Origin of the sequence: Aquipuribacter sp. SD81 (assembly GCF_037153975.1) — a bacterium.
Taxonomy (GTDB): Bacteria; Actinomycetota; Actinomycetes; order Actinomycetales; family JBBAYJ01; genus Aquipuribacter.
In genome coordinates this window covers 51,531-77,466 of sequence record NZ_JBBAYJ010000008.1, presented here as the reverse complement: position 1 = coordinate 77,466, position 25,936 = coordinate 51,531, and the positions used below count along the sequence as shown (strand labels likewise).

Below are 25,936 nucleotides of genomic sequence, written 5' to 3'. Positions count from 1 at the left end.
CGCTCATGGTGCCGCACCCGCCCGCGGCGCCGCGGTCGCCTCGATCGCACGCAGCACCTCGAGCTCGCGGGCGCTCGGGGGCTCCGTCGTGCGGAGGTCCGGGGCGACCCGGAGGTCCCACCCGGTCGCCTCGCGCGCCTGCTCGGGCGTGGCGCCGGGGTGCAGCTCGGTGAGGACGAGCTCGCACGAGGCGGGGTCCGGGCGCAGCACGCCGAAGTCGGTGATGACCTGCGACGGTCCTCGGCCGCGCAGGCCGTGCCGCTCCCGGTGACCGGGGCCGTCGCCGAAGCCGACGGACGTGACGAAGTCGACCCGCTCGACGAAGGTCCGCCGCGACTGCGCGACGACGACGACGACCTCCCCGCACGAGGCGGCGATCTCGGGGGCGCCGCCGGCGCCGGGCAGCCGGACGCGCGGGTCGTCGTAGGAGCCGATGACGGTCGTGTTGATGTTGGCGTACCGGTCGAGCTGCGCCGCGCCGAGGAACCCGACGCCGATCCGGCCGGGCTGCAGCCAGTAGTTGAAGATCTCCGGCACGCTCACGACCGTCGTCGCGGTCTCGGCGAGCACGCCGTCGCCGATCGACAGCGGCAGCCGGTCCGGCTTCGCGCCGATGGTCCCGGACTCGTAGACGAGGACGAGGTCCGGCGCGTGGGTCGCCCGGGCGAGGTTCGCCGCGGTCGACGGGGTGCCGATGCCGACGAAGCACGTCGTGCCGTCCCGCAGCGCCCGGGCGGCGGCGACGGTCATCATCTCCCGCGTCGACCAGGGCTGCCCCGTGCCGGTCACGACGTCACCTCGTCGAGGACGGTCTCGTGCAGCCACCGCTCGAACGCGTCCCGGTCGCGGCTCACCGCGTCCCACGCGCGGTACGCGTCGTTGTCGCGCTCGGTGTACCCGTGGGCGTACGACGGCGCCGACCCGCCCGGGACCTCGACGACCGCGTCGACCACCCACGACGGCAGGACCACACCACCGGGACGCGGCTCGAGGGTGTCGACGACCTCCTCGACCGTGAACAGCACCCGGCGCGAGGCGAGGGCGACCTCCTTGGTGACGCCCGTGATCCCCCACAGCTGCACGTTGCCGTCGCGGTCGGCCTGCTGCGCGTGCAGGACGGCGACGTCGGGGTTGAGCGCCGGCACCGCGGTGAGCTCCTCGCCGGTGAACGGGCAGGTGACGGTGGCGATGGTCGCCGTGTGCGCCGGCAGGTCGGTCCCGCGGTAGCCGCGCAGCACCCCGAACGGCAGGCCGCTCGCCCCGGCCACGTAGCGGTTGGCCATGCCGGCGTGGGAGTGCTCCTCGATCTCCAGCGGCCGTGGCCAGCCGTTCTGCACGGCGTCGCGGAAGCGGTGCAGCGACCCGACGCCCGGGTTGCCGCCCCAGCTGAAGACGAGCCGCGACGCGCACCCGGCGCCGATCATCTGGTCGTAGACGATGTCCGGCGTCATCCGCACGAGCGTGAGGTCGCGCCGGCCCTGCCGGATGACCTCGTGCCCGGCGGCGACGGGGATCAGGTGCGTGAAGCCCTCGACCGCGACGGTGTCCCCGTCGTGGACGAGGTCGGCCACGGCCTCGGCGAGGCCGAGGACGCGCGCCACCTCACACCCCCGAGCCGGTGGACCGGTCGAGCACCCGGCACAGCACGTCTCGCAGCGTCGCGACTGCGTCGTCGACCGGCTGCGCCGCGCGCCACGCGACGTGGTTGTCCGGGCGCACGAGCACGCAGCCGTCCTCGGCGACCTCGCGCAGGCGCGCCCAGTCGTCGTACAGGTCGGTGTAGCGCCGCCCGGGCCCCACCACGGCGGCGTGCACCTCGACGCCGAGCTCGCGCGTGAGCGTCTCCGCCGCGTCCGCCCACGCCTGCCCGCCGATGCCGGTGAAGAGCGTGAAGCGACCGTGCCCGGCGACGTCGTGCGTGGAGACCCGGCGGTAGCCGGACTCCTCGCGGTGCCCGAGCCAGCAGTGCGGCAGGCGCGCACCGGGCCACGTCGTCGGGTGGTAGTAGAGCTCGGGGTCGCGGTCGTAGGCGGGCTCGGCGCTGCCGTCGGGCACGACCGCTCCGCTCGCGTAGCGCTGGTTGAGCTCGACGCCGTGGGCGTTGAACTCGTAGTCCTTGAGCTCGAGCGCCTTCCGCAGCGCCTCGCGCTTGGCGCGCCCCTCGGGGCTGTCGTCGGCGCGGTCGGCGATCCGGGCCGTCATGACCTCGGGGTCGGACGTGTCGGTGAGGCCGAGCGCCTCGAAGATGGGCCCGAACTCCTCGATCGACTTGTTGGCGCGCAGCACGATCTGCTTCGCGACGGGCGCGCGCTCCGGCTCGTAGGTGTCGAGCAGTCCCGGGCCCGCGGTGGCGCGCAGCACGTGGGCGAGCTTCCACGCGAGGTTGTACGCGTCCTGGATCGACGTGTTCGACCCGAGGCCGTTGCTCGGCGGGTGCCGGTGCACGGCGTCGCCCATCGCGAACACGCGACCGCGCCGCAGCTCGGTGGCGTACCACTTATTGTTGCCCCACAGGCTCGTGGCGACGAGCTCGACGTCGACGGTGTCGTCGCCGACGAGGTCGTGGACGACCTTCGTGGCGAACGCCTCGTCGACCACCGGCGGCTCGGCGGTGATGTCGTAGCCCCACACGACGAGCCACTCGTCCCACGGGCGCACGCACCGCACGAGGCCGAGGCCGATGCCCCCGACGTCGCTGCCCGGCTGCAGCACCCAGTAGAGGATGGACGGGCGGTCGGCGACGTAGCGCGACAGGTCCGCCTTGAACACGATGTTCATCGACCCCGCGACGTCCATCTGCCCCTCGGAGGCGAGTCCCAGGTCCTGTACGACCTTCGAGCGCCCGCCGTCGGCGCCGATCACGTACTTCGCACGGATCGGGTACTCGTGGCCCGTCAGCCGGTCGCGGACCTGGACCGTCACGCCCTCGTCGTCGGCCTCCATCGACACGTACTCGGTGTCGAAGCGCACGTGCGCGCCGCGCTCGGCGGCGTTGCGCACGAGGATCGGCTCCATGAGGTTCTGCGGGATGTCGCAGATGCTCGACGGGCTCGCGAGCGTGTAGTCGGCCTGCCGGCGCGGGTGCGTGCCCCACGTGCGGACGCGGCCGAGCTCGTCGCCGGCGAGGCTCGTGCAGAACACCGTGTCGCCCATGAGGTGCTGCGGCACCGCGAGCGGCGTCACCTGGTCCTCCACGCCGAGGTCGCGGAGGATCTCCATCGTCCGCTGGTTCGTGATGTGCGCGCGGGGGGAGTTCGCGGTCCACCGGTACTTCGTGATGACGGTGTGCTCGACCCCGTACGTGGCGAGGGCGAGGGAGCACGCGCTGCCGGCGGGCCCGGTGCCGATGACGAGGACGTCGGTCTCCAGCATGGTCATCCGTTACCTCCACTGGTCGCGGCCGCGCCCGGGGACGGCGCGAGGACGATGTCGAAGCGGGTGCGGACCCACGGGCCCTCGACGCGCCGCCCCGCGGGCGCGTCGCCCGCCGGCTGCTCGACGAAGTCGAGGACGAGGGAGTCCTTGACGCCGAAGACGGCGTCGGTGGCGAGGTAGGGGTCGCCCGCGACGAAGACGTGCGTGACGAGGGTGCGCAGCCCGTCGCCGCTCACCATGAAGTGGATGTGCGCGGGCCGGTACGGCGAGCGGCTCGCGGCGGCGAGCAGGTCGCCCACCGGGCCGTCGTGCGGGATGGGGTAGCTCGCGGGCAGCACCGACCAGAAGCCGTACGTGCCGTCCACGGCGGAGAACAGGTGCCCGCGGCCCTGCGTGGGCGGGCGCCCGCCGTCGGCGGCGGGCTCGCGCTGCACGTCGTAGAACCCGTCCTCGTCGGCCTCCCACACCTCGATGCGGGCGCCCGCGACGGGCGCGCCGGAGGTGTCGGTGACGGTGCCCTCGACCCAGCACGGCACGCCCTTCGCACCGAAGGCGACGTCGCCGCCGACGGGCACCTCGGGCGCGCCGTCGACGAAGAAGGGACCGAAGACGGTGGCGTCGGTCGGACGCCGGTCCCCCGGCACCTCGGCGCCGACGGGGTTGTTGACCGCGATGGTCTGCATGGACACGCCGAGCACGTCGGACAGGAGGATGAACTCCTGCCGGGTGCCGGTCGTGATGTCGCCGCAGCGGCGGAGGAACTCGATGGCGTGCGCCCACTCGGCCTCGGTGAGCCGGGTCTCGCGGACGAAGGCGTGCAGGTGCTCGACGAGGCCCGTCATGACCTCGCGGTAGCGCGCGCTGCCGGCGGTCGCGAAGCTCGCGACGGTCCGGTCGGTGACGTCGCGCTCGACGGCCCGCTGGGCGGGGTCGACGGTGGGGTCGACGGTGGGGTCGACGGTGGGGTCGACGGTCATCCGGCGCCTCCGGTCGGCGGGGTTCCCGGCCGCCCGGCCCACGCGGCGCGCACGAGCGCGGCCACGTCGGCGCGGGCGACCGGTCGGGGGTTGGGGATGCGGCGGTCGGCGACGACGTCCGCGACGAGCGCGGCGGCCTCGGCGACGTCGGCCTCGGCGAGCCCGATGTCCCGGAGCCCGGCCGGGACGCCGAGGTCGTCCTCGAGCCCGGCGAGCGCCGCGGCCGCGTCGGGCGAGGACCCGCCGGGGTCCAGGGCGGCGCGCAGCCGCTCCGCGCGGGCCCCGAGGGCGGGCAGCTGGAAGGCCAGCACGTGCGGCAGCACGACGGCGTGCAGCTCGGCGTGCGGCAGGTCGTAGGCCCCGCCGAGCACGTGGCACGTCTTGTGGTGCAGCCCGGACCCGGCCTGCGCGAAGGCGCTGCCGGACAGCCACGCCCCGAGCAGCACGTCGGAGCGGGCGGCGAGGTCGGCGCCGTCGGCGAGCACCCCGGGCAGGCCGCGGCGCAGTGCGGCGACCCCCTCGTAGGCGACGAGGTCGGTGACGGGGTTGGCACCGGGCGCCCAGACCGCCTCGACGCAGTGCGCCATCGCGTTGAGCGCGCTCGCCGCGGACAGCGCCGGCGGCAGCCCGACGGTGAGCTCCGGGTCGTAGACGACGGTCCGCGGCGCGACGGCGTCGTCCACGCCCGTCGTCTTGCGGCCGGCGTCGGTGAGGCCCCACACGTTCGTCATCTCCGAGCCGGCGTACGTCGTGGGCACGGCGAGGACGGGCAGGCGCTCCGTGAGCGCGACGGCCTTCGCGGTGCCGGTGGTGGACCCGCCGCCCACGCTCAGCACGAGGTCGGCACGGTGCTCGCGCGCGGCGGCACGGGCGGCCTCCGCGCACTCGACCGGCACGTGCCGGCGCACGTCGTCGGCCGTGGCGACCACCCGGTCCCCCAGCGGCCCCGCGAGCCCGCGGGCGAGGTCGAGCTCCGCCTGCCCCGCGACGAGGAGCACGCGGGTGGCCCCGAGCCGGTCGACCTCGGCGGCGAGGTCGGCGCGGGCCGCGCCGACGCCGAACACCACGCGCTGCCCGAGCGCGGTGTGCGTGAAGGATGCGCTCACCGGGCCCCCCTCCCGTGCACCAGCCGGTACGAGACCGGGAACAACCCGTACCTGCGGTGGGGGTCGACGAGACCCCACAGCCCGCGCGGGGCGAACAGCACGACGACGACGGCGACGACACCGAGCACGACGAGGTACCACGTGCCGAGGTCACCGAGGGCCTGCTGCAGCGCGAAGAAGACGACGGCGCCGAGGAGCGGCCCCTCGAGGGTGCCGACCCCGCCGATCACGACCATGAAGACCATGAACGCAGTCCACTGCACGCTGAAGACGCTGTCGGGCTGCACGCGCAGGTTCGACAGCGCGAGCAGCGCCCCGGCTGCACCGGCCCCCGCGGCGGAGGCGACGAAGACGAGCCGCTTGACCCGGGTCACGTCGACGCCGTTGCTCGCGGCGGCGCGCGCGTCGTCGCGCACGGCCGTCAGCGCGATGCCGGTCCGCGAGGCGACGAGCCACACCGTGCCGGCCACCACGACGACCGCGACGAGCAGCGCCGTCCAGTACGTGAAGGCGATCCGCAGGCCGGCGTCGGTGCCCGCGAGCGAGCGCAGCGACGTGCCCGAGCCGGCACCGACCTGCGGCACCTGCACGACGACGAGCCGGACGACCTCGGCGACGACCCACGTGCCGATCGCGAAGTAGCCGCCGACGAGGCGGAATGCGAGCAGGCTGACGGGGATGCTGAGCAGCGCGGCGAGCAGCGCGGCCAGCGGCACCGCGAGGAACGGGTCGACCCCGGCGAGGTCGCTGAGCACGACGAGGCCGTACGCGCCGAGGCCGATGTAGGCCTGCTGCCCGACCGACACCATGCCGCCGTAGCCGGCGAGCAGGTTCCACGTCACCGCGAGCACGACGTAGACGAGGAAGAGCGTGAGCGTGCTCTGCGTGGCTGGGCTCGTGAGGTACGGGAGCGCGGCGAGGACGACCGCGCCCGCGCCGAGCACCGTGGTGCCGACGGTCGACGCGCGGCTGCCCCGCGCCACCCGCGCAGGCCCCGCGGGCGGTGCCGCGGTCGCCTCGCCCGCCGCCGGCTCGGGCCGGTCCCGCTGCTCGACGCTCATGCCGCGGCCACCTTCGGCAGCAGGCCCTGCGGCCGCAGGGCGAGGACGAGGAGGAACACGAGGTGCCCGGCGAGGACCTGCTGGGCGGGGTCGACCCACGCCCCGACCGTCTGCGCCACGCCCAGGACGACGCCGCCGAGCAGGGTGCCCCACACGTTGCCGAGCCCGCCGATGATGACGGCCTCGAAGGCGAAGATCAGCAGGAGCGGTCCGCTGAGCGGGCTGAAGCTCGTCTGGATGCCGTTGACGACGCCGGCCAGCGCGACCGTCGCGAACGCGATGGCCGCCGCGACGCCGTACACGTGCCCCGCGTCGACGCCCATGAGCCGCACCGCCTGCGGGTCGTCGCTCGTCGCCCGGATGATCCGGCCCGTGCGCGTGCGGGCGAGGAACAGCGACAGCCCGGCCAGGAGCACGACGGCGAGCACGAAGACCGCGAGCGGGACGTAGCCCACCGACACCCCGCCGACGCCGAAGCTCGCCGCCGTGAGCGCGCCGAGGCCGAGCCGCTGCTGGTCGGCGGTGAACAGCGACAGCAGGAGGTTCTGCAGGACGATCGCGAGCCCGAACGTCACGAGCAGGCTCGGCAGCGGGCTCGGCCCGACCGTCCGCACGAGCACGAGGCGCTGGGTGGCGTAGCCGAGCAGCGCCGCGACCGGCACCACGACGAGCAGCGACAGCAGCGGGTGCACCCCCAGCGCCGTGCCGAGCACGAGGGAGCCGAAGGCCCCGAGGACGGCGATGTCGCCGTGGGCGAGGTTGACCAGCCGCATCACCCCGAACACGATCGACAGGCCGGTCGCGAACAGCGCGTACAGACCGCCGAGCAGCAGGCCCTGCACGACCGCGTTGAGCAGCGTCATGCCGGCACCACCCCGAAGTACGCCGCCGACACCTGCGCCATCGAGACCTCGCCGCTGCGGGCCGTCAGCGAGGTGCGTCCCTCGAGCAGGCAGTGGACGGAGTCGGCGACGGCGAGCGCCTGCCGCACGTCCTGCTCGACGACGAGCACGGTCGTGCCGCGCGCGGTGATGGTCGGCAGCGCCGCGTACAGCTGGCCGACGACGACGGGGGCGAGCCCGAGGGACACCTCGTCGAGCAGGAGCAGGCGCGGGTTGCTCATGAGCGCCCGGCCGATGGCGGTGGCCTGCTGCTCACCGCCGGACATCTGCCCGGCGCGCCGGGCGCGTCGCTCCGCGACGAGCGGGAACAGCTCGTACACCGCCGCCAGGTCCCACGGTCCCGGCCGCCGGCTGCTCGCGCCGACGAGGAGGTTCTCCTCCACGGTGAGGCTGCCGAACAGGCGCCGGCCCTCGGGGACCATGGCGATGCCGGCGCGCACGCGGCGGTGCGCCCGCACCCGGGTGACGTCCCCGCCGTCGAAGCGGACGTGGCCGGCGCTCGGGCGGAGCAGGCCGGTGACGGCGCTCAGCAGCGTCGACTTGCCGGCCCCGTTCGCGCCGATGACGGCGAGCACCTCGCCCTCGGCGACGGCCAGGCTCACCCCGCGGACGGCGACCAGGTCCCCGTGGCGGACCTCGAGGTCCTCGACCTCCAGGAGCGCGCTCACGACGCCCGTCCCGCCGCTGCGCCGGCGGGCCCGGCGCCCGGGCCGTCGGGGGCGCTGCCGAGGTAGACGCGGCGCACCTCGTCGCTCGTCATGACCTCGTGCGGGTCGCCCTCGGCGAGCACCTCGCCGTACGTGAGGCAGAGCAGCCGGTCGGCGACCGCGAGCAGGGCGTGCACCACGTGCTCGATCCACACGATCGCGACTCCGCTGCGGCGCAGGCCGTCGACGGTCGCGACGAGCTCGGGCGTCTCCTGCTCCGTGAGCCCGCCCGCGATCTCGTCGAGGAGCACGAGCCGGGGCCTCGTGGCGAGGGCACGGGCGAGCTCCAGGCGCTTGCGGTCCAGCAGCGGCAGCGCTCCCGCGGGGGTGTCGGCACGGTCGAGCAGGTGGGTGCGCTCCAGCACGTCCACCGCCGTCTCGCGCGCCTCCCGCCGGTGCATCCCCCCGCCGAAGGTCGCCGCCACGAGCAGGTTCTCCAGCACGCTCATCTGGCCGAACGGGCGCGGCACCTGGTAGCTGCGGCCGATGCCGGCACGGCAGCGGGCGTGGGCCGGCACGGCGGTGACGTCGCGGCCGTCGAGGCGGACGGTGCCGGACTGCGGGCGCACCACACCGGTGAGGACGTCGAGCAGCGTCGACTTGCCGGCGCCGTTGGGGCCGACGACCCCGAGGGCCTCGCCGGGCTGCACGCGCACGTCGACGCCGTCGAGCACCTGCAGGCGCCCGTAGGCCACCCGGAGACCGGTCGCCTCCAGCAGCGGGGTGCTCACGCCAGGGCCTCCACCTCGCCGGCGGTCGGGATCTCGGGCGCCTGGGCGTTGGAGACGATGACGAGCTCGGGCTCGCCCGAGCCGGTGCGCCACTGCCCGCCCACGAGCTTCGTCTTCGCCACGTTCGGCACGGGGCCGGCCGTCCAGTCCACGGTCCCGACGACGGTGTCGACCTGCAGGCCGGCGAGCGCGTCGACCAGACCCTGCCGGTCGTCGGGGCCGCTGGTCTCGGCGAAGGCGGCCGCGGCGACCTCGAACAACGCGTGCACGAAGCCGATGGGCTGCGTCCACGGCTGGCCCGTCGCCTCGGTCCACGCCTCGGCGAGCTCGGCGGCGGACTGCCCGGTGAGGCTGCTGGTGTAGGGGTGCGACGGGCTCCACCACACCTCGGTCGACAGGTTGTTGCCGCGCTCGCCGACGGCGGCGATGGAGCTGGGGAACAGCAGGGCCTTGCCGACCGTCGCCATCCTCGGGCGGAAGTCCTGCTGGCCGGCCTGGTCCCAGAACGTCGTGAAGTCCGGCGGGATGGGGACGCCGATGAGGATCTCGGCGCCCGCCTCCTTGAAAGCGCTGATCTGCGCGGTGAAGTCCTGCGTGCCGTTGGCGTAGAAGCCGGGGTCGACGATCGTGTAGCCGGCCTCCTGCGCCGGCGGCGGGAACCCGAGCTCGGGGTCGCCCCACGCGTTGCCGTCGGGGTCGTTCGGCCACAGCGCGCCGATGGTCCTGTTGGTCTCGACCGAGCCCCACAGGTCGGTGAAGACGGCGATGACGTCCTCGAGGCCCCAGAAGAAGTGGTACGTCCAGCGGAAGGGGTTCTCCGGGTCGCCGCCGCGGCCGAGGAACCACGGCTGCCACGGGGCGAGGCTCGACAGGCACGGCACCCCGTTCGCCTCGCACTGGTCGGCGACCGGGTTCGTCGTGTCCGGCGTGGAGCCGACGAGGACGAGGTCGACCTGGTCGTCGAGGATGAGCTCGGAGGCGGCGTCGGCGGCGTTGGTCGAGTCCGACTGGGTGTCCTTGACGATGATCTCGACGTCGCTGCGCCCGGCGCCGGTCTGCAGGCCGTTCTCCGCGAAGTACTGCGTGACCTGGTCGACGACGAAGCTGTCGGCCTCGCCGAAGGGCGCCAGCGCCCCGGTCTGCGGCGTCACGTAGCCGATGCGGATCGTGCGGGCGCTGCCACCCGTCGAGGCCCCGGGGCTGACCGCGGGAGCCGAGCCGGCGGCCGGCGCGGCAGCGCCGTCACCCGTGCGGAGCTGGTCGGCGCACCCGGCGAGGCCGAGGGCGGCCGCGGCGGCGGTGCCCTGCAGCACGGACCGACGGGCGGGACGGGAGCTGCTGGGGGTCTCACGCATGGTTGCCTCCATTGGCAACGGTTCGCTGAGCGAACGACTGTGCGGCTGCAGAACAGGGTGCGCGCGAGTCCTTCACATGTCAACAGGTGCGCGCCAGGTCCTGACGGTGCACCGGCGAGGTCCGACGCCGCACGGCGAGGTCCGACGGCGCCCGGTCCGGTCCTGGCCGCGTCCGGTGGTCACACCGTCCGGATCACGGCCCCTCGGTCCGGTCGTGGCCGCGTCCGGTGGTCACACCGTCCGGATCACGGCCCCTCAGTCCCGTCGTGGCCGCGTCGGTGGTCGTACCGTCCGGATCACGGCCCCTCAGTCCGGTCGTCGCCGCGCCCGGTGGTCACACCGTCCGGATCACGGCTCGCCGGTCCGGTCATGGCCGCGCCCGGTGGTCACACCGTCCGGATCACGGCTCGCCGGTCCGGTCATGGCCGCGCCCGGTGGTCACACCGTCCGGATCACGGCTCGCCGGTCCGGTCATGGCCGCGCCCGGTGGTCACACCGTCCGGATCACGGCTCGCCGGTCCGGTCATGGCCGCGCCCGGTGGTCACACCGTCCGGATCACGGCTCGCAGGTCCGGCCGTGGCCGCGCCCGGTGGTCACACCGTCCGGATCACGGCCCCTCGGTCCCGTCGTGGCCGCGTCCGGTGGTCACACCGTACGGATTACGGCTCACGCGCCCACCCGGGCCCATGCCTCGCGCCCTCGAGCAGCCGGCTCGCCTGGCGGCTCCCGCGCCCTCCCACAGCTCCCCGGCCATGGCCTGCCGACCATTAGTTGGTCGCGGCAACTGGGTGATGTCGCTCACCGTGACCCAGGTCTCACCTGCGGGTTCTCACCCTTCGGACGGTCTTAGCCTCGCTCCACGCCAGCGCGGCCCGGGGGCAGGGACGGGGCGCGGACGGTGCCGGCCGCGGCACCGCCTCCCGGGCGGACGAGCAGGAGGAGACGCATGAGCATCACGGCCGACCGACCCGGCACCATCGGCGACACCCCCGGGCGCCGGGGCGCCCCACGCCCGTCCGCCAGCCCCAGATGGACCACGCACGCCGGCCTGCAGCGGTGGTTGGAGGAGGTCGTCGCCCTCACCACGCCCGACCGGGTGCACGTGTGCGACGGCTCGGACGCCGAGTGGGCGCGCCTTACCGACGAGATGGTGGCCACGGGCACCCTCGTGCGCCTCGACGCCGCCCCCAACAGCTTCCTCGCCCGGTCCGACCCCGACGACGTCGCCCGCGTCGAGGACCGGACGTTCATCTGCAGCCGCGACCCGCGCGACGCCGGCCCGACGAACAACTGGCTCGACCCGGCGGAGATGAAGGCGGTCCTCACCGGTCTGTTCGACGGGTCGATGCGCGGCCGCACCCTCTACGTCGTGCCGTTCGTCATGGGTCGGCCGGACGCCGAGCACCCCATGTTCGGCGTCGAGCTCACCGACTCGCCCTACGTCGTCGCCTCGATGCGGATCATGACGCGGATGGGCGCCGCGGTGCTGCGCGAGCTCGAGCGCACGCAGGCCGACTTCGTGCCCTGCCTGCACTCCGTCGGCATGCCGCTCGCCGACGGGCAGGCCGACGTGCCGTGGCCGAGCAACGAGACGAAGTACATCGTGCAGTTCCCCGAGGAGCGGGCGATCTGGTCGTACGGCTCCGGCTACGGCGGCAACGCGCTGCTCGGCAAGAAGTGCTACGCGCTGCGCATCGCGTCGGTCATGGCGCGCGACGAGGGCTGGCTCGCCGAGCACATGCTCATCCTCAAGCTGACGTCGCCGCAGCGGGAGGTCCACTACGTCGCGGCCGCGTTCCCGTCGGCGTGCGGCAAGACGAACCTCGCGATGCTCGAGCCCACGATCCCCGGCTGGACGGTCGAGACCCTCGGCGACGACATCGCGTGGCTCCGCTTCGGCGAGGACGGCCGGCTGTGGGCCTCGAACCCCGAGTTCGGGCTGTTCGGCGTCGCGCCCGGCACCGGCTGGCACACCAACCCCAACGCCATGCGCACGATCGCCGAGGGCAACTCGCTGTTCACCAACGTCGCGCTCACCGACGACGGCGGCGTGTGGTGGGAGGGCATGACCGAGGAGCCGCCCGGGCACCTCGTCGACTGGCGCGGCGAGGACTGGACGCCCGGGTCCGGGCGGCCCTCGTCGCACCCCAACAGCCGCTTCTGCACCCCGATCACCCAGTGCCCGGTGCTCGCCCCGGAGTACGACGACCCGCGCGGGGTGCCCATCTCCGCGGTCCTGTTCGGCGGGCGCCGGCGCACGACCGTCCCGCTCGTCACGGAGGCGCGCGACTGGGCGCACGGGGTCTTCATGGGCGCGACGCTGTCGAGCGAGACCACGGCCGCGGCCACCGGGCGCACGGGCGTCGTCCGCCGGGACCCGATGGCGATGCTGCCGTTCATCGGCTACGACGCGGGCGACTACTTCGCCCACTGGCTCGAGGTGGGCAAGCAGGCCGACGCCGCGCGCCTGCCCCGGGTGTTCTACGTCAACTGGTTCCGCCGCGAGGGCACCGACGGCGACGGCGCCTTCCTGTGGCCCGGGTTCGGGGAGAACATCCGCGTCCTCAAGTGGGTCGTCGACCGCCTCGAGGGGCGCGCCGCCGCCAAGGACACGCCCATCGGCCGCGTCCCGGTGTACGGCGGCATCGACACCACCGGCCTCGACGTCGACGAGGAGCGGATGGCCGCCGCGCTGCGCGTCGACCGCGACGAGTGGGCGCGGGAGCTGCCGCACATCCGACGGTGGTTCGACACCTTCGGCGACACCCTGCCGTCGGTCCTGCGCGACGAGCTCGAGACGCTGCGCACGCGCCTGACCGGCTGAGGTCGACCGCCGCTCCGAGGGTGTTGACCGCCGTGCGGCACGGGAGGACGCTTGACCTCCCGTGCCGTACGAGGGGCCTCACCGAGGAGGTCCACGATGTTCGGTCGCATGCTCTGCCGGGTCCGGCTGCACCACTGGCGGCGCACCCCTGCCCGGGACGGGAACGGGGTGTACCTGGTCTGCCGGCGCTGCGCGCGCGAGGCGGACTACAGCGGCACCCTCTACGTCGGCGAGCGGTGGTAGCCGTGGGACGCCTGCTCTGCCTTCTCGGGTTCCACCACGAGGTGAGACGGCGGAGCCCGGGTGGCGACGGCTTCTACGGCCACTGCACCCGGTGCGGCAGGGACCGCGACATCCGCGCGAAGGTCGTCCACTAGGGCCGGAGGCCGCCGTGGCAGCATCGCCGGGTGCGCAGGTCCCGGGGGTGGCTGTGGTGGGTGCTCGGCGTCGTCGTCGTGCTCGGGGTGGGCGGTGTCGCGGCGTACGCGACGGTCGTCGTGCCGCGCGAGCGCGAGGCCGCCGCCGACGCGGCGGCGCGGCAGGCGCTCGCCGACGTCGTGGAGCGCTGGGGCGCTCGGGACCTCGGCGCGTTCCCCGCCGACGTGCCCTACGCCGCCATCACCGACGGGCTGTCCGGCCTCGCGCCCGCCGACCTCGTCGGTGAGCCCGTCCCGGGCGAGGGCGACGCCGAGCTCACGCCGGTGTGGCCCCGGAGCGTCGCCCTCGGCCCGGTGGAGCGCGACGGCGACACGGCCACCGGGGTGCTGACCGTGACGTGGCCCTTGGGCCCCGACGGCTGGACCTACGACGTCTCCGTCGAGGCCGCCCGCGCCACCGAGGACGCGCGAGGCGGGCTGCTCGGGACCTTCGACACCGACGGCGGCACCTGGGAGGCCGAGGTGACGACCCGGACGGTGCACCCCGACCTCGCCGACGGCGGCCTGCTCGACGCCCAGCGGGAGGTCGCCGAGCGCGGCGACGTGCTCGGCCGCGACGGCGAGCCGGTCGTCGAGCCGCGGAACGTCGTGGAGATCGGCGTGCAGCCGTCGCGCGTCGAGGACCTAGACGGGCTGACCAGCACCTTTGCGAGGGTGCTCGACATCGACGGCGCCGGTCTCGCCGAGCGCGTGCGGGCGGCCGGACCGGACGAGTTCGTGCCCGTCATCACGCTCCGCCGCGAGGACTACGAGCCGGTGCGGGACGTCGTGCGCGCCCAGACCGGGGTCGTCTTCCGCGAGGGGCAGCAGCCGCTCGCCCCGACGCGGGCCTTCGCCCGCGCCACGCTCGGACGGGTGGGACCGGCCACGGCCGAGCTCGTCGAGGCCTCCGGCGGACGCATCCGGCCCGGCGACACCACGGGTCTGTCCGGGCTGCTGCGGCAGTACGACGAGCGCCTGGCCGGTTCGGCGGGCTTCACGGTCGTGGCCGTGTCCGGGGAGCAGACCACCGGCCTGTTCACCGTCGAGCCGACCGCGGGCGAGGACGTGACCCTCGGGCTCGACGAGGACGTGCAGGTCGCGGCCGACCAGGCCGCCGCGAGCGCCGCCGAGGGCAACGGCAACGTCGCGGTCGTCGCGATCGACGTCCCGACCGGCGACGTCGTCGCGGTCGCCAACACCCCCGTGACCGGCACCGACCGCGCCCTCACCGGCACCTACCCGCCGGGCTCGACGTTCAAGACCGTCAGCACGCTCGCGTTCCTGCGCGCCGGACTGGACCCCGCGCAGACGGTCCCCTGCCCCCGGACGGCGACCGTCGACGGCCGGGCGTTCGGCAACGTCGAAGACTCCGAGCTCGGCGACGTGCCGTTCTCGACGGACTTCGCCCGCTCGTGCAACACCGCGTTCGTCGGTCTCGCGCAGGACCTCGAGGCCGGCGCGCTCACCGAGGCGGCGGACGCGTTCGGCATCGGCGGGACGTGGGACGTGGGGGTGCCGACCGCCACGGGCTCGGTCCCCGTCGCCGACAGCGACGTCGAGAGGGCGGCGGCGAGCATCGGGCAGGGCCGTGTCCTCGCGAGCCCGCTCGTCATGGCGCAGGTCGCCGCGACGGTCGCGGGCGGCGAGTGGCGCCAGCCGCGGCTCGTCCTCGACCCCGCCCCGGCAGCGGCCGAGGTGGCGCAGGCGGAGCCCGAGCGGCTCGCGACGGTCCGGGACCTCATGCGCGCCGTCGTGACGGACGGCAGCGCCTCGGCGCTCGCCGACGTGCCCGGTGAGCCGGTCCACGCCAAGACCGGCACGGCGGAGTACGGCACCGAGCAGCCGCCGCGCACCCACGCGTGGGTGGTCGGCTTCCAGGGCGACCTCGCCTTCGCGGTCCTCGTGGAGGACGGCGGCAGCGGGTCGCGGGTCGCCGTCCCCGTCGCCGAGACCTTCCTGCGGCTGCTGCAGTGAGCGGCGGGACCGGGGACACCGCGCTGCCGGCGGGCGAGCGCGTGCGACGGGCGGCCGTCCGGCTCGCCGCGCTCGCGCAGGACGGGCTCACGTTCGCCGGCAACGACTACGAGACCGAGCGGTACACCGCGATCTCCGGTCTCGCCGTCGAGCTGCTCGCCGCCGTCTCGGGCCGGGACGGGACGGAGCTGGCCGTCGAGCTGGGCCGCGACAGCGGCTACGCGACCCCCAAGGTCGACGTGCGCGGCGCGTGCTTCGACGAGCGCGAGCGGGTGCTCCTCATGCGCGAGCGCGTCGACGGCCTGTGGTCGCTGCCCGGCGGCTGGGCCGACCCGGGGGACACGCCGACCGGTGCGGTCGTCCGCGAGGTCCGCGAGGAGGCCGGCGCCGACGTCGTCGTCACGAAGCTCGTCGGCTGCTGGGACCGGGACGCGCGCGGGCACGTGCCGCCGCTGCCCGTCGCGGTCGTCAAGCTGTTCTTCCTGTGCGAGGTACGCGCGCTCGGCGAGCCCGACGCCCTGGAGACGCTCGAGACCGGATGGTTCGACCTCGACGGGCTGCCCCCGCTGTCGCTCGGCCGCGTCGACGAGCACGAGCTGCGCCGCTGCCTCGCGCACCACCGTGACCCGTCGCTGCCCACCGAGCTGGACTGAGGGCCCCGACGCACGTCGACACGACCGCCGACACACATGCCACGTACGTCGACACGACTGTCGACACAGGCCACGCACGTCGACAGGACTGTCGACAGACGCGGCGTACGTCGACACGACTGTCGACACACGCGGCGTACGTCGACACGACTGTCGACAGACGCGGCGTACGTCGACACGACTGTCGACACACGCGGCGTACGTCGACAGGAAGGCAGACCCCGGCGGCGGACCGCGCCACGGATAGTTGGACCGACGTGCTGAAATGCCCCCATGCGATGGAGCACCCGACGGGCCACGGCCGCGGCGCTCGCGGCGGTGGCCGCGGCGCTCGGTCTCGCGGCCACGGCGGCGCCGGCCGCCGCGCACGGCAGCCTCGTCATGGAGGAGTCGACCCCCGTCGAGGGCGCGCGGCTCTCGGAGCCGGTCGAGTCGGTGCGGCTCGTGTTCACCGAGGCGCCGGTCCCCGTCGCCCACGTGACCGTGACCGCCCCGGACGGCACCCGCGTCGACGGCGTGTGGTCCAACGGCCAACCGTTCCCGCTCGACACGCCGGTGCAGGAGTTCAACCTCGTCGACGACACGTGGGAGCCCGTGTACTACAGCACCGGCTTCCCGGTCGACGTGCCGGTCGCGCACTGGCCGGAGGCCGGCGACTACACCGTCGACTACACGACGGTCGCCTCCGACGGCGACGTCGTCGAGGGCACGTACGCCTTCTCCTACACCGGCGAGCCCACCGCCGCCCCCGACGGCTGGGAGCCGCGCACCGAGGGGCCCGACCCCACCCTGGAGGCGCTGGTCGCGCAGGCGGAGGCCCCCGCCGAGCTGGGGCCGGGCGGCAGCCGCGACACCGGCGAGGTCCTCGCCGAGGGGACCGCCGCCGAGCAGCCGACGGCCGCGGTCGACACGGACGCCGTCGAGGGGGCCTCGGCCTCGCCCGGTACGTCACCGGCGGTCTACGTCGTCGTGGGCGTGCTCGTCCTCGCCGCACTCGCCTCCGTGGTCGCGGTGTCCCGGCGCGGTCGCGCCCGGCCCGCCGCCGTCGCGACCGGCGCGACGGGGGCGCCGCCCCGGCCCCCGGTGAGGAGGCCGAAGCCGAGGCCCAAGGCGCGCAAGAAGCGCCGCTGATGCTCGCGCGGCTCGGCGGCGTCCTCGGCGACGTCCTCGGCGACGTCCTCGCCCACGGCGTCGGGTCCCGGCAGGACCTGCCCCTGCCGTTCCTGCACGTCGTCGTCGGCGCGGCCGCCGCGATCGCCGTGTCCTTCGTCGTGCTCGGCCTCGCGTGGCGCACGCCGCAGCTGCTCGTGCAGGGCGCGGGCACCCCACTGCCGCGCCCCGTCGCCCGGGTCCTGGACTCCCCCGCACTGCGCTGGGTGCTGCGCGCCGCGGTGCTCGCGGTCACGCTGCTGTTCGCGCTCGCGCTCGTGCTCGGACCCGACGACGTCGACAACCCGGCGCCCGGCATGTTCTACGTGTGGCTGTGGGCCGGCCTCGTGCCCGCCTCGCTCCTGCTCGGGCCGGTGTGGCGGGTGGTGAGCCCGTTGCGGACCGTGCACGCGGGCCTCGCGACGGTGCTGCGCGTCGACCGCGAGCACGGCCTGCTCGAGCTGCCGGCACGGCTCGGCTGGTGGCCGGGCGCGGCGGGCCTCGCCGCGTTCGTCTGGCTGGAGCTCGCGGCGCCCGGCCGCGCCACCCAGCCGGTGCTGCAGGCGTGGGTGGGGGCCTACGTCGCGGTGCACCTGGTCGCCGGGGTCCTCTTCGGCGCCCGCTGGTACACCCGCGGTGAGGGCTTCGAGGCCGTCAGCGACGTCGTCGGCCGGCTGTCGCCGCTCGGCCGGCGGGAGGACGGCGTCCTCGTGCTGCGCACCCCCCTCGACGGTGCGGCGTCGCTGCGCCCCGCGCCGGGCCTCGTCGCGCTGCTGTGCCTCCTGCTCGGCTCCACGATGTTCGACTCGCTCACCTCCGCGACCCGCTACGTGAGGGTGGCGCAGAGCTCCGGGCTGCCGCGCGTGGTGGTCGACACCGTCGTGCTCGCGGGAGTCGTCGGGCTCGTCGTGCTCGCCTACGTCGTCGCCACCCGCGCCGCGGCGGGCGGCGACCGCGGGCTGCGGGACGTGCTGCCCGGCGAGCTCGCGCACTCCCTCGTGCCGATCGCGGTGGGGTACCTCGTCGCGCACTACTACTCGCTGCTCGTCCTCGAGGGACAGCGCACGCTCGCCCTCGCCTCCGACCCCCTGGGGACCGGGGCCGACTGGTTCGGCACCGCGGACCTCTCGGTGAGCGCCGCCCTCACCGACCCGGCCGGCGTCGCGCTGCTGCAGGTCGTCGCGATCGTCTTCGGTCACGTGCTCGGCACGGTCCTCGCGCACGACCGCGCCCTCGCGCTGCTGCCGCGCGGCAGGGCCGTCGCCGGGCAGGTCCCGCTGCTGCTGCTCATGGTCGCCTACACCGTCGCGGGATTGGTGCTCCTGTTCGCCGGGTGAGGCCCACCGACCGGTCCGCCCCGCGGCAGGCGACGCCCGCGCGGCTAGGGTGCAGGACGCGACGGGGCGGCAGGGACGCACGCCCCCCGGCTCGAGGGAGAGGCGTGACGGGCAGCGGCAGGACGGGCGGGACGGCACCGGTCGCGGTGACCGGGGACCGGTCCCCGGACGCGCGCAGGGCCGCGCGGCCGCCGGTCCGTGGCCTCGTCCCGGGCCTCGTGGGCGGCGCCGCGCTCGCGGTCCTCCTGCTCGTCGGGTGGCTCACCGACCCGGGTGAGGTGTCGGTCCTCGACGACGCGGGGCCGCTCACCCGCGCCCTGCTGCCGGTGGCCCGGCTGGCCGGCGAGCTCGCCGCCGTCGCCGTCGTCGCGGGGCTGCTCACGTGCGTGCTCGCGCCCGCAGGGGCGCTGCGCTCCTCACCGGCACGCGGCGTGCCGGGCTGGGCGGCGGGGTGGGCGGCCGTCTCGGTCGCCTCGGCGCTCCTCGGCGCCTCCGACATCTCCAACCAGCCGGTCCCCGCCGTCCTCGGCAGCGGCCAGGTGCTGGACTACCTCGTCATCATCCCGCAGGCCCGCACCCACGCGGTGACGGCCGGGCTCGCGCTCGCGCTCGCCGCCACCACCGCCGTCCTGCTGCGCCGCGACGGCCGGGTCGGCCCGCGGACGGCCCTCGTGCTCCTCGTGCCGACGGGTGTGGCCGTCGCCTACCCGCTGCTCACCGGGCACTCCGCGTCCGCCGCGAACCACCAGCTCGCGCTCACGAGCCTCGTCGTCCACGTGCTCGCGGCCCTCGCGTGGGTGGGGGGCCTGGCGGGCGTCACCGTGCACCTGCGGTCCTCGCCCGACGCGCTCGTGCCGGCCGTCGCCCGCTTCGACGGGCTCGCGCTCACGGCCTTCGTCGTGGTCGCCGCCTCCGGCCTGCTCAACGCGTGGGTCCGCATCCCCGACCCCGCCGCGTGGGTGTCGTCCGCGTACGGCGTCCTGCTGCTCGGGAAGGTCGCGGCCCTGCTGCTGCTCGGCGTGGCGGGTGCGCTGCACCGGACGCGCACCCTGCGTCGGCTGCGCGCCGGCGAGGCGGGGGCCTTCCGTCGTCTCGCCGTCGCGGAGGTGGGCATCATGGGGGCGACGTTCGGGCTCGCGGTCGCGCTGTCCCGGACGCCGACGCCCTGACGCGGGCAAGCCCGCGGCCCGCGCACTCGACCGCGGGCCCCGCGACCCGTCCCGCCCACCGCAGCCGAAGGAGCCCCCGTGCACCGCACCGCCGCCCGAGCCCTCACCCCGCTCGCCGTGGCCCTCGCCGTGGCCGGGGCGGCGGGCTGCGGCGGCGGGAGCCCCGCCGCCGAGCCGGGCGACCCGGTGACGCTGACGGCGGAGCTCGTCGACGGCGAGGTCGTCATCCCCGAGGAGGCGCCCGAGGTGCCGCGCGGCACCGAGGTGACCCTGCAGGTGACGTCCGACGCCCCCGTCGAGGTGCACGTGCACGGCTTCGACGAGTACGTCCGCCTCGACGGCCCCGGCACCGGCGAGACGACGTTCACGGCGGACCTGCAGGGCGTCTTCGAGATCGAGACGCACGACACCGGCCTGCTCATCTACCGCCTCGCCGTCCGCTGAGACGGCAGTGGGCCCGGCCCTGCCGGGCCGGACCCACGTCCTGGAGCGGAGGCGGCGGGATTTGAACCCGCGAGGGGGTTACTACCCCCAACCCGCTTAGCAGGCGGGCGCCATAGGCCACTAGGCGACGCCTCCGAGGACAGAAGAGTACTGGGTCGACGGGACCCGTCGAGCCGGGCTCAGGCGCAGATGTCGTCGGTCGCGGCGCGCACCGACAGGGTGGGGCTGCTCGGGTCCTGCGGCAGGGTGCGCTCCGGCAGCGGCTCGTCGCCGAGCCGGTTCGGGACCTCCTGCACGAACGGCGCCCCGTCGCCGAGCTCGACGCGGATGCGCTCGAGGCCGGGCCCGGACTCCACGTCGGCGCCCTCGAACGCGGCCGCCACGGTGCGGGCCGCCTCCTCCTGGCCCGGCGGCACGAGCAGCCGGACGCCGGCCACCTCGGTGTCGCCGTTGAGGATCGAGGCGACGGTGAAGCCCTGGATGCGCAGGTCGGTCGCGGCGTCACCGGCGGCACCGCCCCGGGAACCGGCGTTGACGACGTCGACGCTGATCTCGTCGGGACCGACCGTGAGCGGCGGCGGGGCCTCGGTCGCGCTCGGTGCCGCGCTCGGCTCCGGCTCGGGCTCCTCGCCCGGCAGCGGCTCGTCCTCGCGGATCGCCTCCCACACCTGCTCGGCCTCCGCGCTCCACACGACCCGGTTGGGGTCCTGCGGCCACGGCTCGTTCGGCACGGTGAGGAAGCGGACGTCCTCGGCGGGCAGCGCCTGCACCGAGCGCGCGACGCTCGCCAGCGCCGTCACGCTCGCGAGGCCGGGGTCGGTGGTGAGGGAGCGCGTGCCGGCGTCGAGGACGCTGATGAGGCGGTTCGGGCGCGTGAGCAGGCCCGAGCTCGTGGCCTGCTGGACCATGGAGGACAGGAACGCCTGCTGCCGCTCGATGCGGCTGAGGTCGGAGCCGTCACCGATCTTGCGCGCCCGCACGTAGGCGAGCGCCTGGTCGCCGATAACCGTCTGCTCCCCCGCGGGCAGGTCGAGCCCGGAGAAGGAGTCGTCGACGGCCTCGGGCAGGCACACCCGCACCCCGCCGAGCGCGTCGACGATGTCGATGAAGCCGTCGTAGTCGACGACGACGTAGTGGTCGATGAACACGCCGGTCGCGGCCTCCAGCGTCGCGATCGAGCAGGCGGCGCCGCCCACCTCGAACGCGGAGTTGTACTGGATGAGCCCGCCCGGCGAGCGCGTGCCGTCCTCGAGGAGGCACGACGGGCTCTGCACCATGGAGTCGCGCGGGATGCTGACGAGCGTCGCGCGCGAGCGGTCCGCGGTGAGGTGCACGAGGATCGAGGTGTCGGAGCGGCGGCTCTGCTCCGTGGCCCCGCCGAGCTGCACGTCGGCGCTCTCGCTGCCGGCGCGGTCCGCGCCGAGCACGAGGATGTTGAGGGCCTCCCCGCCGCTGGTGCCGTCGGCCCGCACCGTCGGCGTCGGCCGGTCCTCCAGCAGCGGCTCCACGTCCGCGGCCTCGATGTTGCCGTCGAGCTGGCGGACGAGGACCGCCGCGGCGGTCAGCGAGACGACGAGGACGGCGGCGACCGCCGTCAGCAGCCCCCGCAGGAGCAGCGACAGCGCCGGGTGCCGCGGGTCGCGGACGTGCCGACCGCGCGCGTTCGTGCTCATGCCCTACCTAGTGCTCGGCTGGGCCGGACGGGCGTCCGGCCTGGACGGATCTGCTGACTCACGGTACAGCCGGTATCGGCAGCCCCCTGGTATGACGTGAGGGGCACGACCGTGGTTCCCATATCGCCCTCGACCCGTTGACGGCCCTCGTGTTAGCGCTAATACTCTTGATCGGTCGATGGCGACCGGTCCTGGCCGACCGGGCGCTCGACCTCGCCGGACCGCGCACGACCCAAGGGCGGCGTCGGGCCGACGGGACGAGCCCGCAGCGGGCGGGCTCCCGAGGCGACAGAGAGGTACGCCGATGGACATGTCGAGGACGACGAGATGGGGGCAGGTCGGGAGGGGCTCGCTCAGGTCGAGCAGCCGGACCCCGGCCCGCATGGTCGCGATCGCGGCCGCAGGGGCCGTGGGTGTCGCGGTGCTGACGCCCGCGCCGGTGTCGGCGCGAACCCCGGGCGGGAGCGACACCGGCTCTACCGCCGCGGTCGGAGCTGCGGGCGAGGCCGCTGTCGGGACGGCGGTCACAGCGGTCGACACGGCGGCCGCTCCGGCGGAGACGGCTCCGGATGGCACCCCCTACGAGCGGTACGTCTTCGCCTCCTTCCACGGCGGCGACGACGGCGGGCGCAACGGCGAGCAGATCTGGCTCAGCGCGTCCAAGGGCAACGACCCCTTCAACTGGTACGAGCTCAACTACGACGAGGGCACGTCCGTCTCCCAGCCCGTACTGCAGACTGTGAACCCGCCGCAGGGCCAACAGGGGCTGCGCGACCCGTCCCTCATCCGCTCCGGCGACGGCGAGAAGTTCTACCTGCTCGCCACCGACCTCAAGACCTACCAGGACGGCCAGTCGTGGTCGTACCGGCAGTCGCGCGGCTCCCGCAACCTCGTGGTCTACGAGTCCGAGGACCTCGTCAACTGGTCCGACGCGCGGTTCATCAAGGTCGAGGACGACCACGCCGGCAACGTCTGGGCGCCGGAGGCCTTCTACGACGAGAGCCGGGACGAGTACATCGTCTTCTGGGCCTCGAACCTCTACCCCGACGAGAACATCGCCACCCGCGACACCCGGCAGATCTCGTACAACCGGATCAGGGTCACGACCACCAAGGACTTCGTGACGTTCACCGAGCCGAAGACGTGGGTGAACCTCGACCGGTCCACCGGCCGGCAGGGCTGGGGCATGATCGACTCGACGATGATCGCGACGGACGACCGCGTCTACCGCCTGACGAAGGACGAGAACGGCTTCCGCGTCCTGCTGCAGTACATCGACTCCCTCGACGACCTCCACGACACGTGGGGTCCGGAGGACACCGAGCCCTATGCGGTGAACAAGATCCCGATCACGCCGCTGTCGACCGACGCCGGCGCGTGGACGATGGTCGGCGAGCCCGACGGGTCGAGCAAGTGGCAGGTCCCGGGGCTGACCGGCGGCAACCTCGAGGGCCCGCTCGTGTTCAAGGACAACGTCGAGGACATGTACTACGTGTTCATCGACTACGCCTCCGGCGGCGGGTACGTCGCGTGGCGCGCGCCGTCCATGGACGTGCCCCCGGACGAGTGGGAGTACCTCGGCCAGTCGTGGTGCAACACCACCGGCCTGTCGCGCACGTGCGACGCCGTGGACGAGACCTCGCCGTACTGGTCGCTGCCCGTGAGCCCGCGCCACGGCTCGGTCATCCCCGTCACCCTCGAGGAGTGGGAGACGCTGATGGCCGGCTACAACTCCCCGGTCCACGTCGAGACGACCGTCGTGACGGCAGACGGCGAGGCGGTCGCCGAGGACGAGTGGCTGAACGAGGCGCCGGAGCTGCGCGTGGAGTGGACCGACTACAACGGCACCGGCCTCGCTCCGGCGTGGCTGCGTCTCGTCGAGGGCCACGACGGCGGTCCGCGGACCGTGGCGGACGAGCAGGTCACATCCGGCATCGAGCAGGGCATGACCCTGCCGCTCGACGCGGTCGAGGGCACGAACTGGGCACAGGTCGAGTACCGCGACGCCTCCCTCGGCGGTGACGACGTCATGCTGTGGAGCGTCGAGGACTACTACCGGCTCGACACGACGGCCCCGGTCGTCGACGCGAGCGTCGACGGGTTCGACCTGTCGGTGTCGGTGACGGACCCGCTGCCCGAGGGCGTGACCGAGAGCTCGGGCGTCGCGTCGTGCGAGTACCGGGTCGACGGCGGCGAGTGGGCCGCCTGCGGGGACGGTGCCTACCTGGGGGCGGCCATCGGGGACCGCACCGTCACGGTGCGGGCGACCGACGTCGCCGGCAACACCACGACCGTCGAGGTCACCGCACCGGACCAGTGCACCGAGACGTGGACCGGCGACGTCCGGGGCGCCGTGCGGGTGACCGAGGGCGTCGCCTGCGTGGACGGCGCCACCGTCCGCGGCCGGGTCACGGTCGGCGAGGGGGCGACGCTCGTCGCCGTGGACGGCCGGTTCAACGGAGGCATCACCGCCACCGACGCGGCCGTCGTGTCGCTGGACGGCGTGCGGGTCAACGGCCGCGTCGAGCTGACGGGCACCACGGGCGAGGTGCGCGTCACCGGCGCCGACCTGCGCGGGACCGTGAGCGTCGACGGCTCGACCGGTGAGGCGGCAGCCGACCTCAGCGGCACGTCGGTGCGCGGCGACCTGTCGTGCACGGGCAACGCCGGCGCACCCGTCATGACGGGCACGACGGTGCTGGGCCGCAGCTCGGGCCAGTGCGAGGTGTGACGACCGTGGCGTGACGGCGTGGTCCGACGACCACGCCACGACGGCGGGCCGGGGGGCGCTCCCCCGGCCCGCTGTCGTCCTCGATGCGGCCCGCCACGACGGCGGTGCGCCATCAGCCCTCGGCGTCGGCGATGACGAGCTCGGCCACCGAGTCGCCACGCAGCGTGAAGCGGTGGTCGAGCTCAGCGACGCCGCCCGGGAACGTGCCCTCGAGCCGCAGCGTCACCACCCAGCGCATGTCGTCCACCTGCCGGACGCCGATCTGCTCGGTCGTGTAGTCGAAGGCGGTGCTCGCCTCCCGGAGGAGGGCGAGGGCGGCGTCGCGGCCGTGGACCGTTCGGCCCTGGTCGGTGACGACGACGTCGTCGCTGAGGAAGATCACCGCGGTGTCAGGGTCGCGAACGACGTGCGCCGCGACGAAGTCACGGACGGCGGCGGGGAGGCTGGCGGTCTGCGAGGCGGGTGAGGTCGTCATGCGAGCACCATCCGGCCTCGCCACGCGGGAGGGTCCAGCGCTGGACCCTCCCCCTGGGGGAGGGTCGACACTGCGCAGGTGCTCACCATCGGGGAGTTCTCGCGCCTCACGCACCTGAGCGTCCGCACCCTGCGCCGCTACCACGAGGCGGCCCTCCTCGAGCCCACGGTCGTGGACCCGGCCACCGGCTACCGGTACTACGACGTCGACCAGGTACCCGTCGCACAGGTGGTGCACCGGCTCCGCGAGCTCGACGTGCCGCTGGCCGAGATCGGGCGCATCCTGCGTGCACCGGACCCGTGGGTTCGCGCGGGCCTCGTGGCGCAGCACCTGCAGCGGCTCGAGGCGGAGCTCGACCGCACGCGGTCCGCGGTCGCCTCGTTGCGCCGCCTGCTGCGTCCCGAGCCCTCGCCCGTCGAGGTCGGGCTGCGGGCCGAGCCCGCCCGTACCGTCGCCGCCGTGGCGGACGTCGTGCACGCCCACGACGTGCTGAGCTGGTACGCGGGAGCCATGGCCGAGCTCGACGCAGCCGTGGGTGACGCCGCGGACGGGCCACCCGGCGGCGCGTTCGACAACGCCCTGTTCGAGGAGGGGCAGGGTCGCGTCCTCGTCTACCTGCCGGCACCCGACCCACCCCGGACAGGGCGGGTGCACGGTGCCACCCTGCCCGCCGTCGAGCTCGCGGTCACCACTCACGTGGGCGCCCACGACGACATCGACGTCACGTACGGCGAGCTCGGCAGCTGGGTGGTCCGCAACGCGATGTCGGTCGCCGGGCCGGTGCGGGAGTCGTACCTGGTCGGCCCGCGTGACACGCCCGACCCCTCGGCGTGGCGGACCGAGCTCGGGTGGCCCGTCTTCCGCATCAGCTGA

Annotated in this window: 22 protein-coding genes and 1 tRNA gene; 10 read left to right on the top strand and 13 right to left on the bottom strand. The window is 74.7% G+C overall.

Annotated features, from left to right (window positions below; all coding sequences use genetic code 11):
* Window positions 1-3: 3 nt before the first annotated feature.
* The 10 genes from WAA21_RS06545 to WAA21_RS06500 are packed head-to-tail and all read right to left on the bottom strand — an operon-like array spanning window position 4 to window position 10,214.
* Window positions 4-789, bottom strand: a complete 786-nt coding sequence (locus tag WAA21_RS06545; protein WP_336921972.1) for a CoA-transferase subunit beta — start codon at window positions 787-789, stop codon at window positions 4-6.
* The gene (locus WAA21_RS06540; protein WP_336921971.1) at window positions 786-1,601 is read right to left on the bottom strand and encodes a CoA transferase subunit A; all 816 of its coding nucleotides are present in this window, start codon (window positions 1,599-1,601) and stop codon (window positions 786-788) included. Before WAA21_RS06540 ends, WAA21_RS06545 begins: the two co-directional genes overlap by 4 nt.
* 1 nt (window position 1,602) lies before the next feature.
* Window positions 1,603-3,378 (bottom strand): FAD-dependent oxidoreductase, encoded by a 1,776-nt coding sequence (locus tag WAA21_RS06535; RefSeq protein ID WP_336921970.1) that lies wholly within the window; start codon window positions 3,376-3,378, stop codon window positions 1,603-1,605.
* Entirely contained in the window at window positions 3,375-4,352 is a 978-nt protein-coding gene (locus tag WAA21_RS06530; protein ID WP_336921969.1) for a dioxygenase family protein, read from the bottom strand. The genes WAA21_RS06535 and WAA21_RS06530 overlap by 4 nt, the downstream gene beginning before the upstream one ends.
* Window positions 4,349-5,458, bottom strand: a complete 1,110-nt coding sequence (locus WAA21_RS06525) for a maleylacetate reductase (RefSeq protein WP_336921968.1) — start codon at window positions 5,456-5,458, stop codon at window positions 4,349-4,351. Before WAA21_RS06525 ends, WAA21_RS06530 begins: the two co-directional genes overlap by 4 nt.
* Window positions 5,455-6,519, bottom strand: a complete 1,065-nt coding sequence (locus WAA21_RS06520; RefSeq protein ID WP_336921967.1) for a branched-chain amino acid ABC transporter permease — start codon at window positions 6,517-6,519, stop codon at window positions 5,455-5,457. The genes WAA21_RS06525 and WAA21_RS06520 overlap by 4 nt, the downstream gene beginning before the upstream one ends.
* Window positions 6,516-7,382, bottom strand: coding sequence for a branched-chain amino acid ABC transporter permease (locus WAA21_RS06515; protein ID WP_336921966.1), 867 nt, complete (start codon window positions 7,380-7,382; stop codon window positions 6,516-6,518). Before WAA21_RS06515 ends, WAA21_RS06520 begins: the two co-directional genes overlap by 4 nt.
* On the bottom strand, window positions 7,379-8,089 hold the full coding sequence (locus WAA21_RS06510; protein ID WP_336921965.1) for an ABC transporter ATP-binding protein: 711 nt from the start codon (window positions 8,087-8,089) through the stop codon (window positions 7,379-7,381). Before WAA21_RS06510 ends, WAA21_RS06515 begins: the two co-directional genes overlap by 4 nt.
* Window positions 8,086-8,859, bottom strand: coding sequence for an ABC transporter ATP-binding protein (locus WAA21_RS06505; RefSeq protein WP_336921964.1), 774 nt, complete (start codon window positions 8,857-8,859; stop codon window positions 8,086-8,088). Before WAA21_RS06505 ends, WAA21_RS06510 begins: the two co-directional genes overlap by 4 nt.
* The gene (locus WAA21_RS06500; protein WP_336921963.1) at window positions 8,856-10,214 is read right to left on the bottom strand and encodes an ABC transporter substrate-binding protein; all 1,359 of its coding nucleotides are present in this window, start codon (window positions 10,212-10,214) and stop codon (window positions 8,856-8,858) included. The genes WAA21_RS06505 and WAA21_RS06500 overlap by 4 nt, the downstream gene beginning before the upstream one ends.
* Window positions 10,215-11,161: 947 nt before the next feature.
* On the opposite strand from WAA21_RS06500, the gene WAA21_RS06495 reads away from it, so the two are divergent.
* The 8 genes from WAA21_RS06495 (at window position 11,162) to WAA21_RS06460 (ending at window position 20,184) form a co-directional block, all read left to right on the top strand.
* Window positions 11,162-13,039: a phosphoenolpyruvate carboxykinase (GTP) gene (locus tag WAA21_RS06495; RefSeq protein WP_336921962.1), complete on the top strand. Its 1,878-nt coding sequence runs from the start codon at window positions 11,162-11,164 to the stop codon at window positions 13,037-13,039.
* A 96-nt stretch (window positions 13,040-13,135) separates the two neighbouring features.
* Window positions 13,136-13,282: a hypothetical protein gene (locus tag WAA21_RS06490; protein WP_336921961.1), complete on the top strand. Its 147-nt coding sequence runs from the start codon at window positions 13,136-13,138 to the stop codon at window positions 13,280-13,282.
* A 164-nt stretch (window positions 13,283-13,446) separates the two neighbouring features.
* On the top strand, window positions 13,447-15,432 hold the full coding sequence (locus WAA21_RS06485; RefSeq protein ID WP_336921960.1) for a penicillin-binding transpeptidase domain-containing protein: 1,986 nt from the start codon (window positions 13,447-13,449) through the stop codon (window positions 15,430-15,432).
* Window positions 15,429-16,085 (top strand): NUDIX hydrolase N-terminal domain-containing protein, encoded by a 657-nt coding sequence (locus WAA21_RS06480; protein WP_336921959.1) that lies wholly within the window; start codon window positions 15,429-15,431, stop codon window positions 16,083-16,085. The genes WAA21_RS06485 and WAA21_RS06480 overlap by 4 nt, the downstream gene beginning before the upstream one ends.
* 273 nt (window positions 16,086-16,358) lie before the next feature.
* The gene (locus WAA21_RS06475) at window positions 16,359-17,216 is read left to right on the top strand and encodes a copper resistance CopC family protein (protein WP_336921958.1); all 858 of its coding nucleotides are present in this window, start codon (window positions 16,359-16,361) and stop codon (window positions 17,214-17,216) included.
* Window positions 17,216-18,571, top strand: coding sequence for a hypothetical protein (locus WAA21_RS06470; RefSeq protein ID WP_336921957.1), 1,356 nt, complete (start codon window positions 17,216-17,218; stop codon window positions 18,569-18,571). The genes WAA21_RS06475 and WAA21_RS06470 overlap by 1 nt, the downstream gene beginning before the upstream one ends.
* Before the next feature lie 104 nt (window positions 18,572-18,675).
* Window positions 18,676-19,740, top strand: a complete 1,065-nt coding sequence (locus WAA21_RS06465; RefSeq protein WP_336921956.1) for a copper resistance D family protein — start codon at window positions 18,676-18,678, stop codon at window positions 19,738-19,740.
* A 78-nt stretch (window positions 19,741-19,818) separates the two neighbouring features.
* Entirely contained in the window at window positions 19,819-20,184 is a 366-nt protein-coding gene (locus tag WAA21_RS06460) for a hypothetical protein (protein ID WP_336921955.1), read from the top strand.
* Between the two features lie 46 nt (window positions 20,185-20,230).
* On the opposite strand, the gene WAA21_RS06455 is transcribed toward WAA21_RS06460, so the two are convergent.
* Window positions 20,231-20,319: transfer RNA gene (locus WAA21_RS06455), tRNA-Ser, on the bottom strand.
* 44 nt (window positions 20,320-20,363) lie between these two features.
* Window positions 20,364-21,857 (bottom strand): LCP family protein, encoded by a 1,494-nt coding sequence (locus WAA21_RS06450; RefSeq protein WP_336921954.1) that lies wholly within the window; start codon window positions 21,855-21,857, stop codon window positions 20,364-20,366.
* A gap of 382 nt (window positions 21,858-22,239) precedes the next feature.
* Between WAA21_RS06450 and WAA21_RS06445 the strand changes: the two genes are divergently transcribed.
* Window positions 22,240-24,588, top strand: a complete 2,349-nt coding sequence (locus WAA21_RS06445) for a glycoside hydrolase family 43 protein (protein WP_336921953.1) — start codon at window positions 22,240-22,242, stop codon at window positions 24,586-24,588.
* 112 nt (window positions 24,589-24,700) lie between these two features.
* On the opposite strand, the gene WAA21_RS06440 is transcribed toward WAA21_RS06445, so the two are convergent.
* Window positions 24,701-25,063 (bottom strand): nuclear transport factor 2 family protein, encoded by a 363-nt coding sequence (locus WAA21_RS06440; protein WP_336921952.1) that lies wholly within the window; start codon window positions 25,061-25,063, stop codon window positions 24,701-24,703.
* Window positions 25,064-25,141: 78 nt separating this feature from the next.
* Between WAA21_RS06440 and WAA21_RS06435 the strand changes: the two genes are divergently transcribed.
* Window positions 25,142-25,936, top strand: a complete 795-nt coding sequence (locus tag WAA21_RS06435; RefSeq protein ID WP_336921951.1) for a MerR family transcriptional regulator — start codon at window positions 25,142-25,144, stop codon at window positions 25,934-25,936.

What these genes read in the sequence shown, in the direction of transcription:
- WAA21_RS06535 (WP_336921970.1), bottom strand. Translation starts at nt 3,378, where the DNA reads ATGACCATGCTGGAGACCGACGTCCTCGTCATCGGCACCGGGCCCGCC.
- WAA21_RS06530 (WP_336921969.1), bottom strand. Translation starts at nt 4,352, where the DNA reads ATGACCGTCGACCCCACCGTCGACCCCACCGTCGACCCCACCGTCGAC.
- WAA21_RS06520 (WP_336921967.1), bottom strand. Translation starts at nt 6,519, where the DNA reads ATGAGCGTCGAGCAGCGGGACCGGCCCGAGCCGGCGGCGGGCGAGGCG.
- WAA21_RS06515 (WP_336921966.1), bottom strand. Translation starts at nt 7,382, where the DNA reads ATGACGCTGCTCAACGCGGTCGTGCAGGGCCTGCTGCTCGGCGGTCTG.
- WAA21_RS06500 (WP_336921963.1), bottom strand. Translation starts at nt 10,214, where the DNA reads ATGCGTGAGACCCCCAGCAGCTCCCGTCCCGCCCGTCGGTCCGTGCTG.
- WAA21_RS06495 (WP_336921962.1), top strand. Translation starts at nt 11,162, where the DNA reads ATGAGCATCACGGCCGACCGACCCGGCACCATCGGCGACACCCCCGGG.
- WAA21_RS06490 (WP_336921961.1), top strand. Translation starts at nt 13,136, where the DNA reads ATGTTCGGTCGCATGCTCTGCCGGGTCCGGCTGCACCACTGGCGGCGC.
- WAA21_RS06475 (WP_336921958.1), top strand. Translation starts at nt 16,359, where the DNA reads ATGCGATGGAGCACCCGACGGGCCACGGCCGCGGCGCTCGCGGCGGTG.
- WAA21_RS06470 (WP_336921957.1), top strand. Translation starts at nt 17,216, where the DNA reads ATGCTCGCGCGGCTCGGCGGCGTCCTCGGCGACGTCCTCGGCGACGTC.
- WAA21_RS06450 (WP_336921954.1), bottom strand. Translation starts at nt 21,857, where the DNA reads ATGAGCACGAACGCGCGCGGTCGGCACGTCCGCGACCCGCGGCACCCG.
- WAA21_RS06445 (WP_336921953.1), top strand. Translation starts at nt 22,240, where the DNA reads ATGGTCGCGATCGCGGCCGCAGGGGCCGTGGGTGTCGCGGTGCTGACG.
- WAA21_RS06440 (WP_336921952.1), bottom strand. Translation starts at nt 25,063, where the DNA reads ATGACGACCTCACCCGCCTCGCAGACCGCCAGCCTCCCCGCCGCCGTC.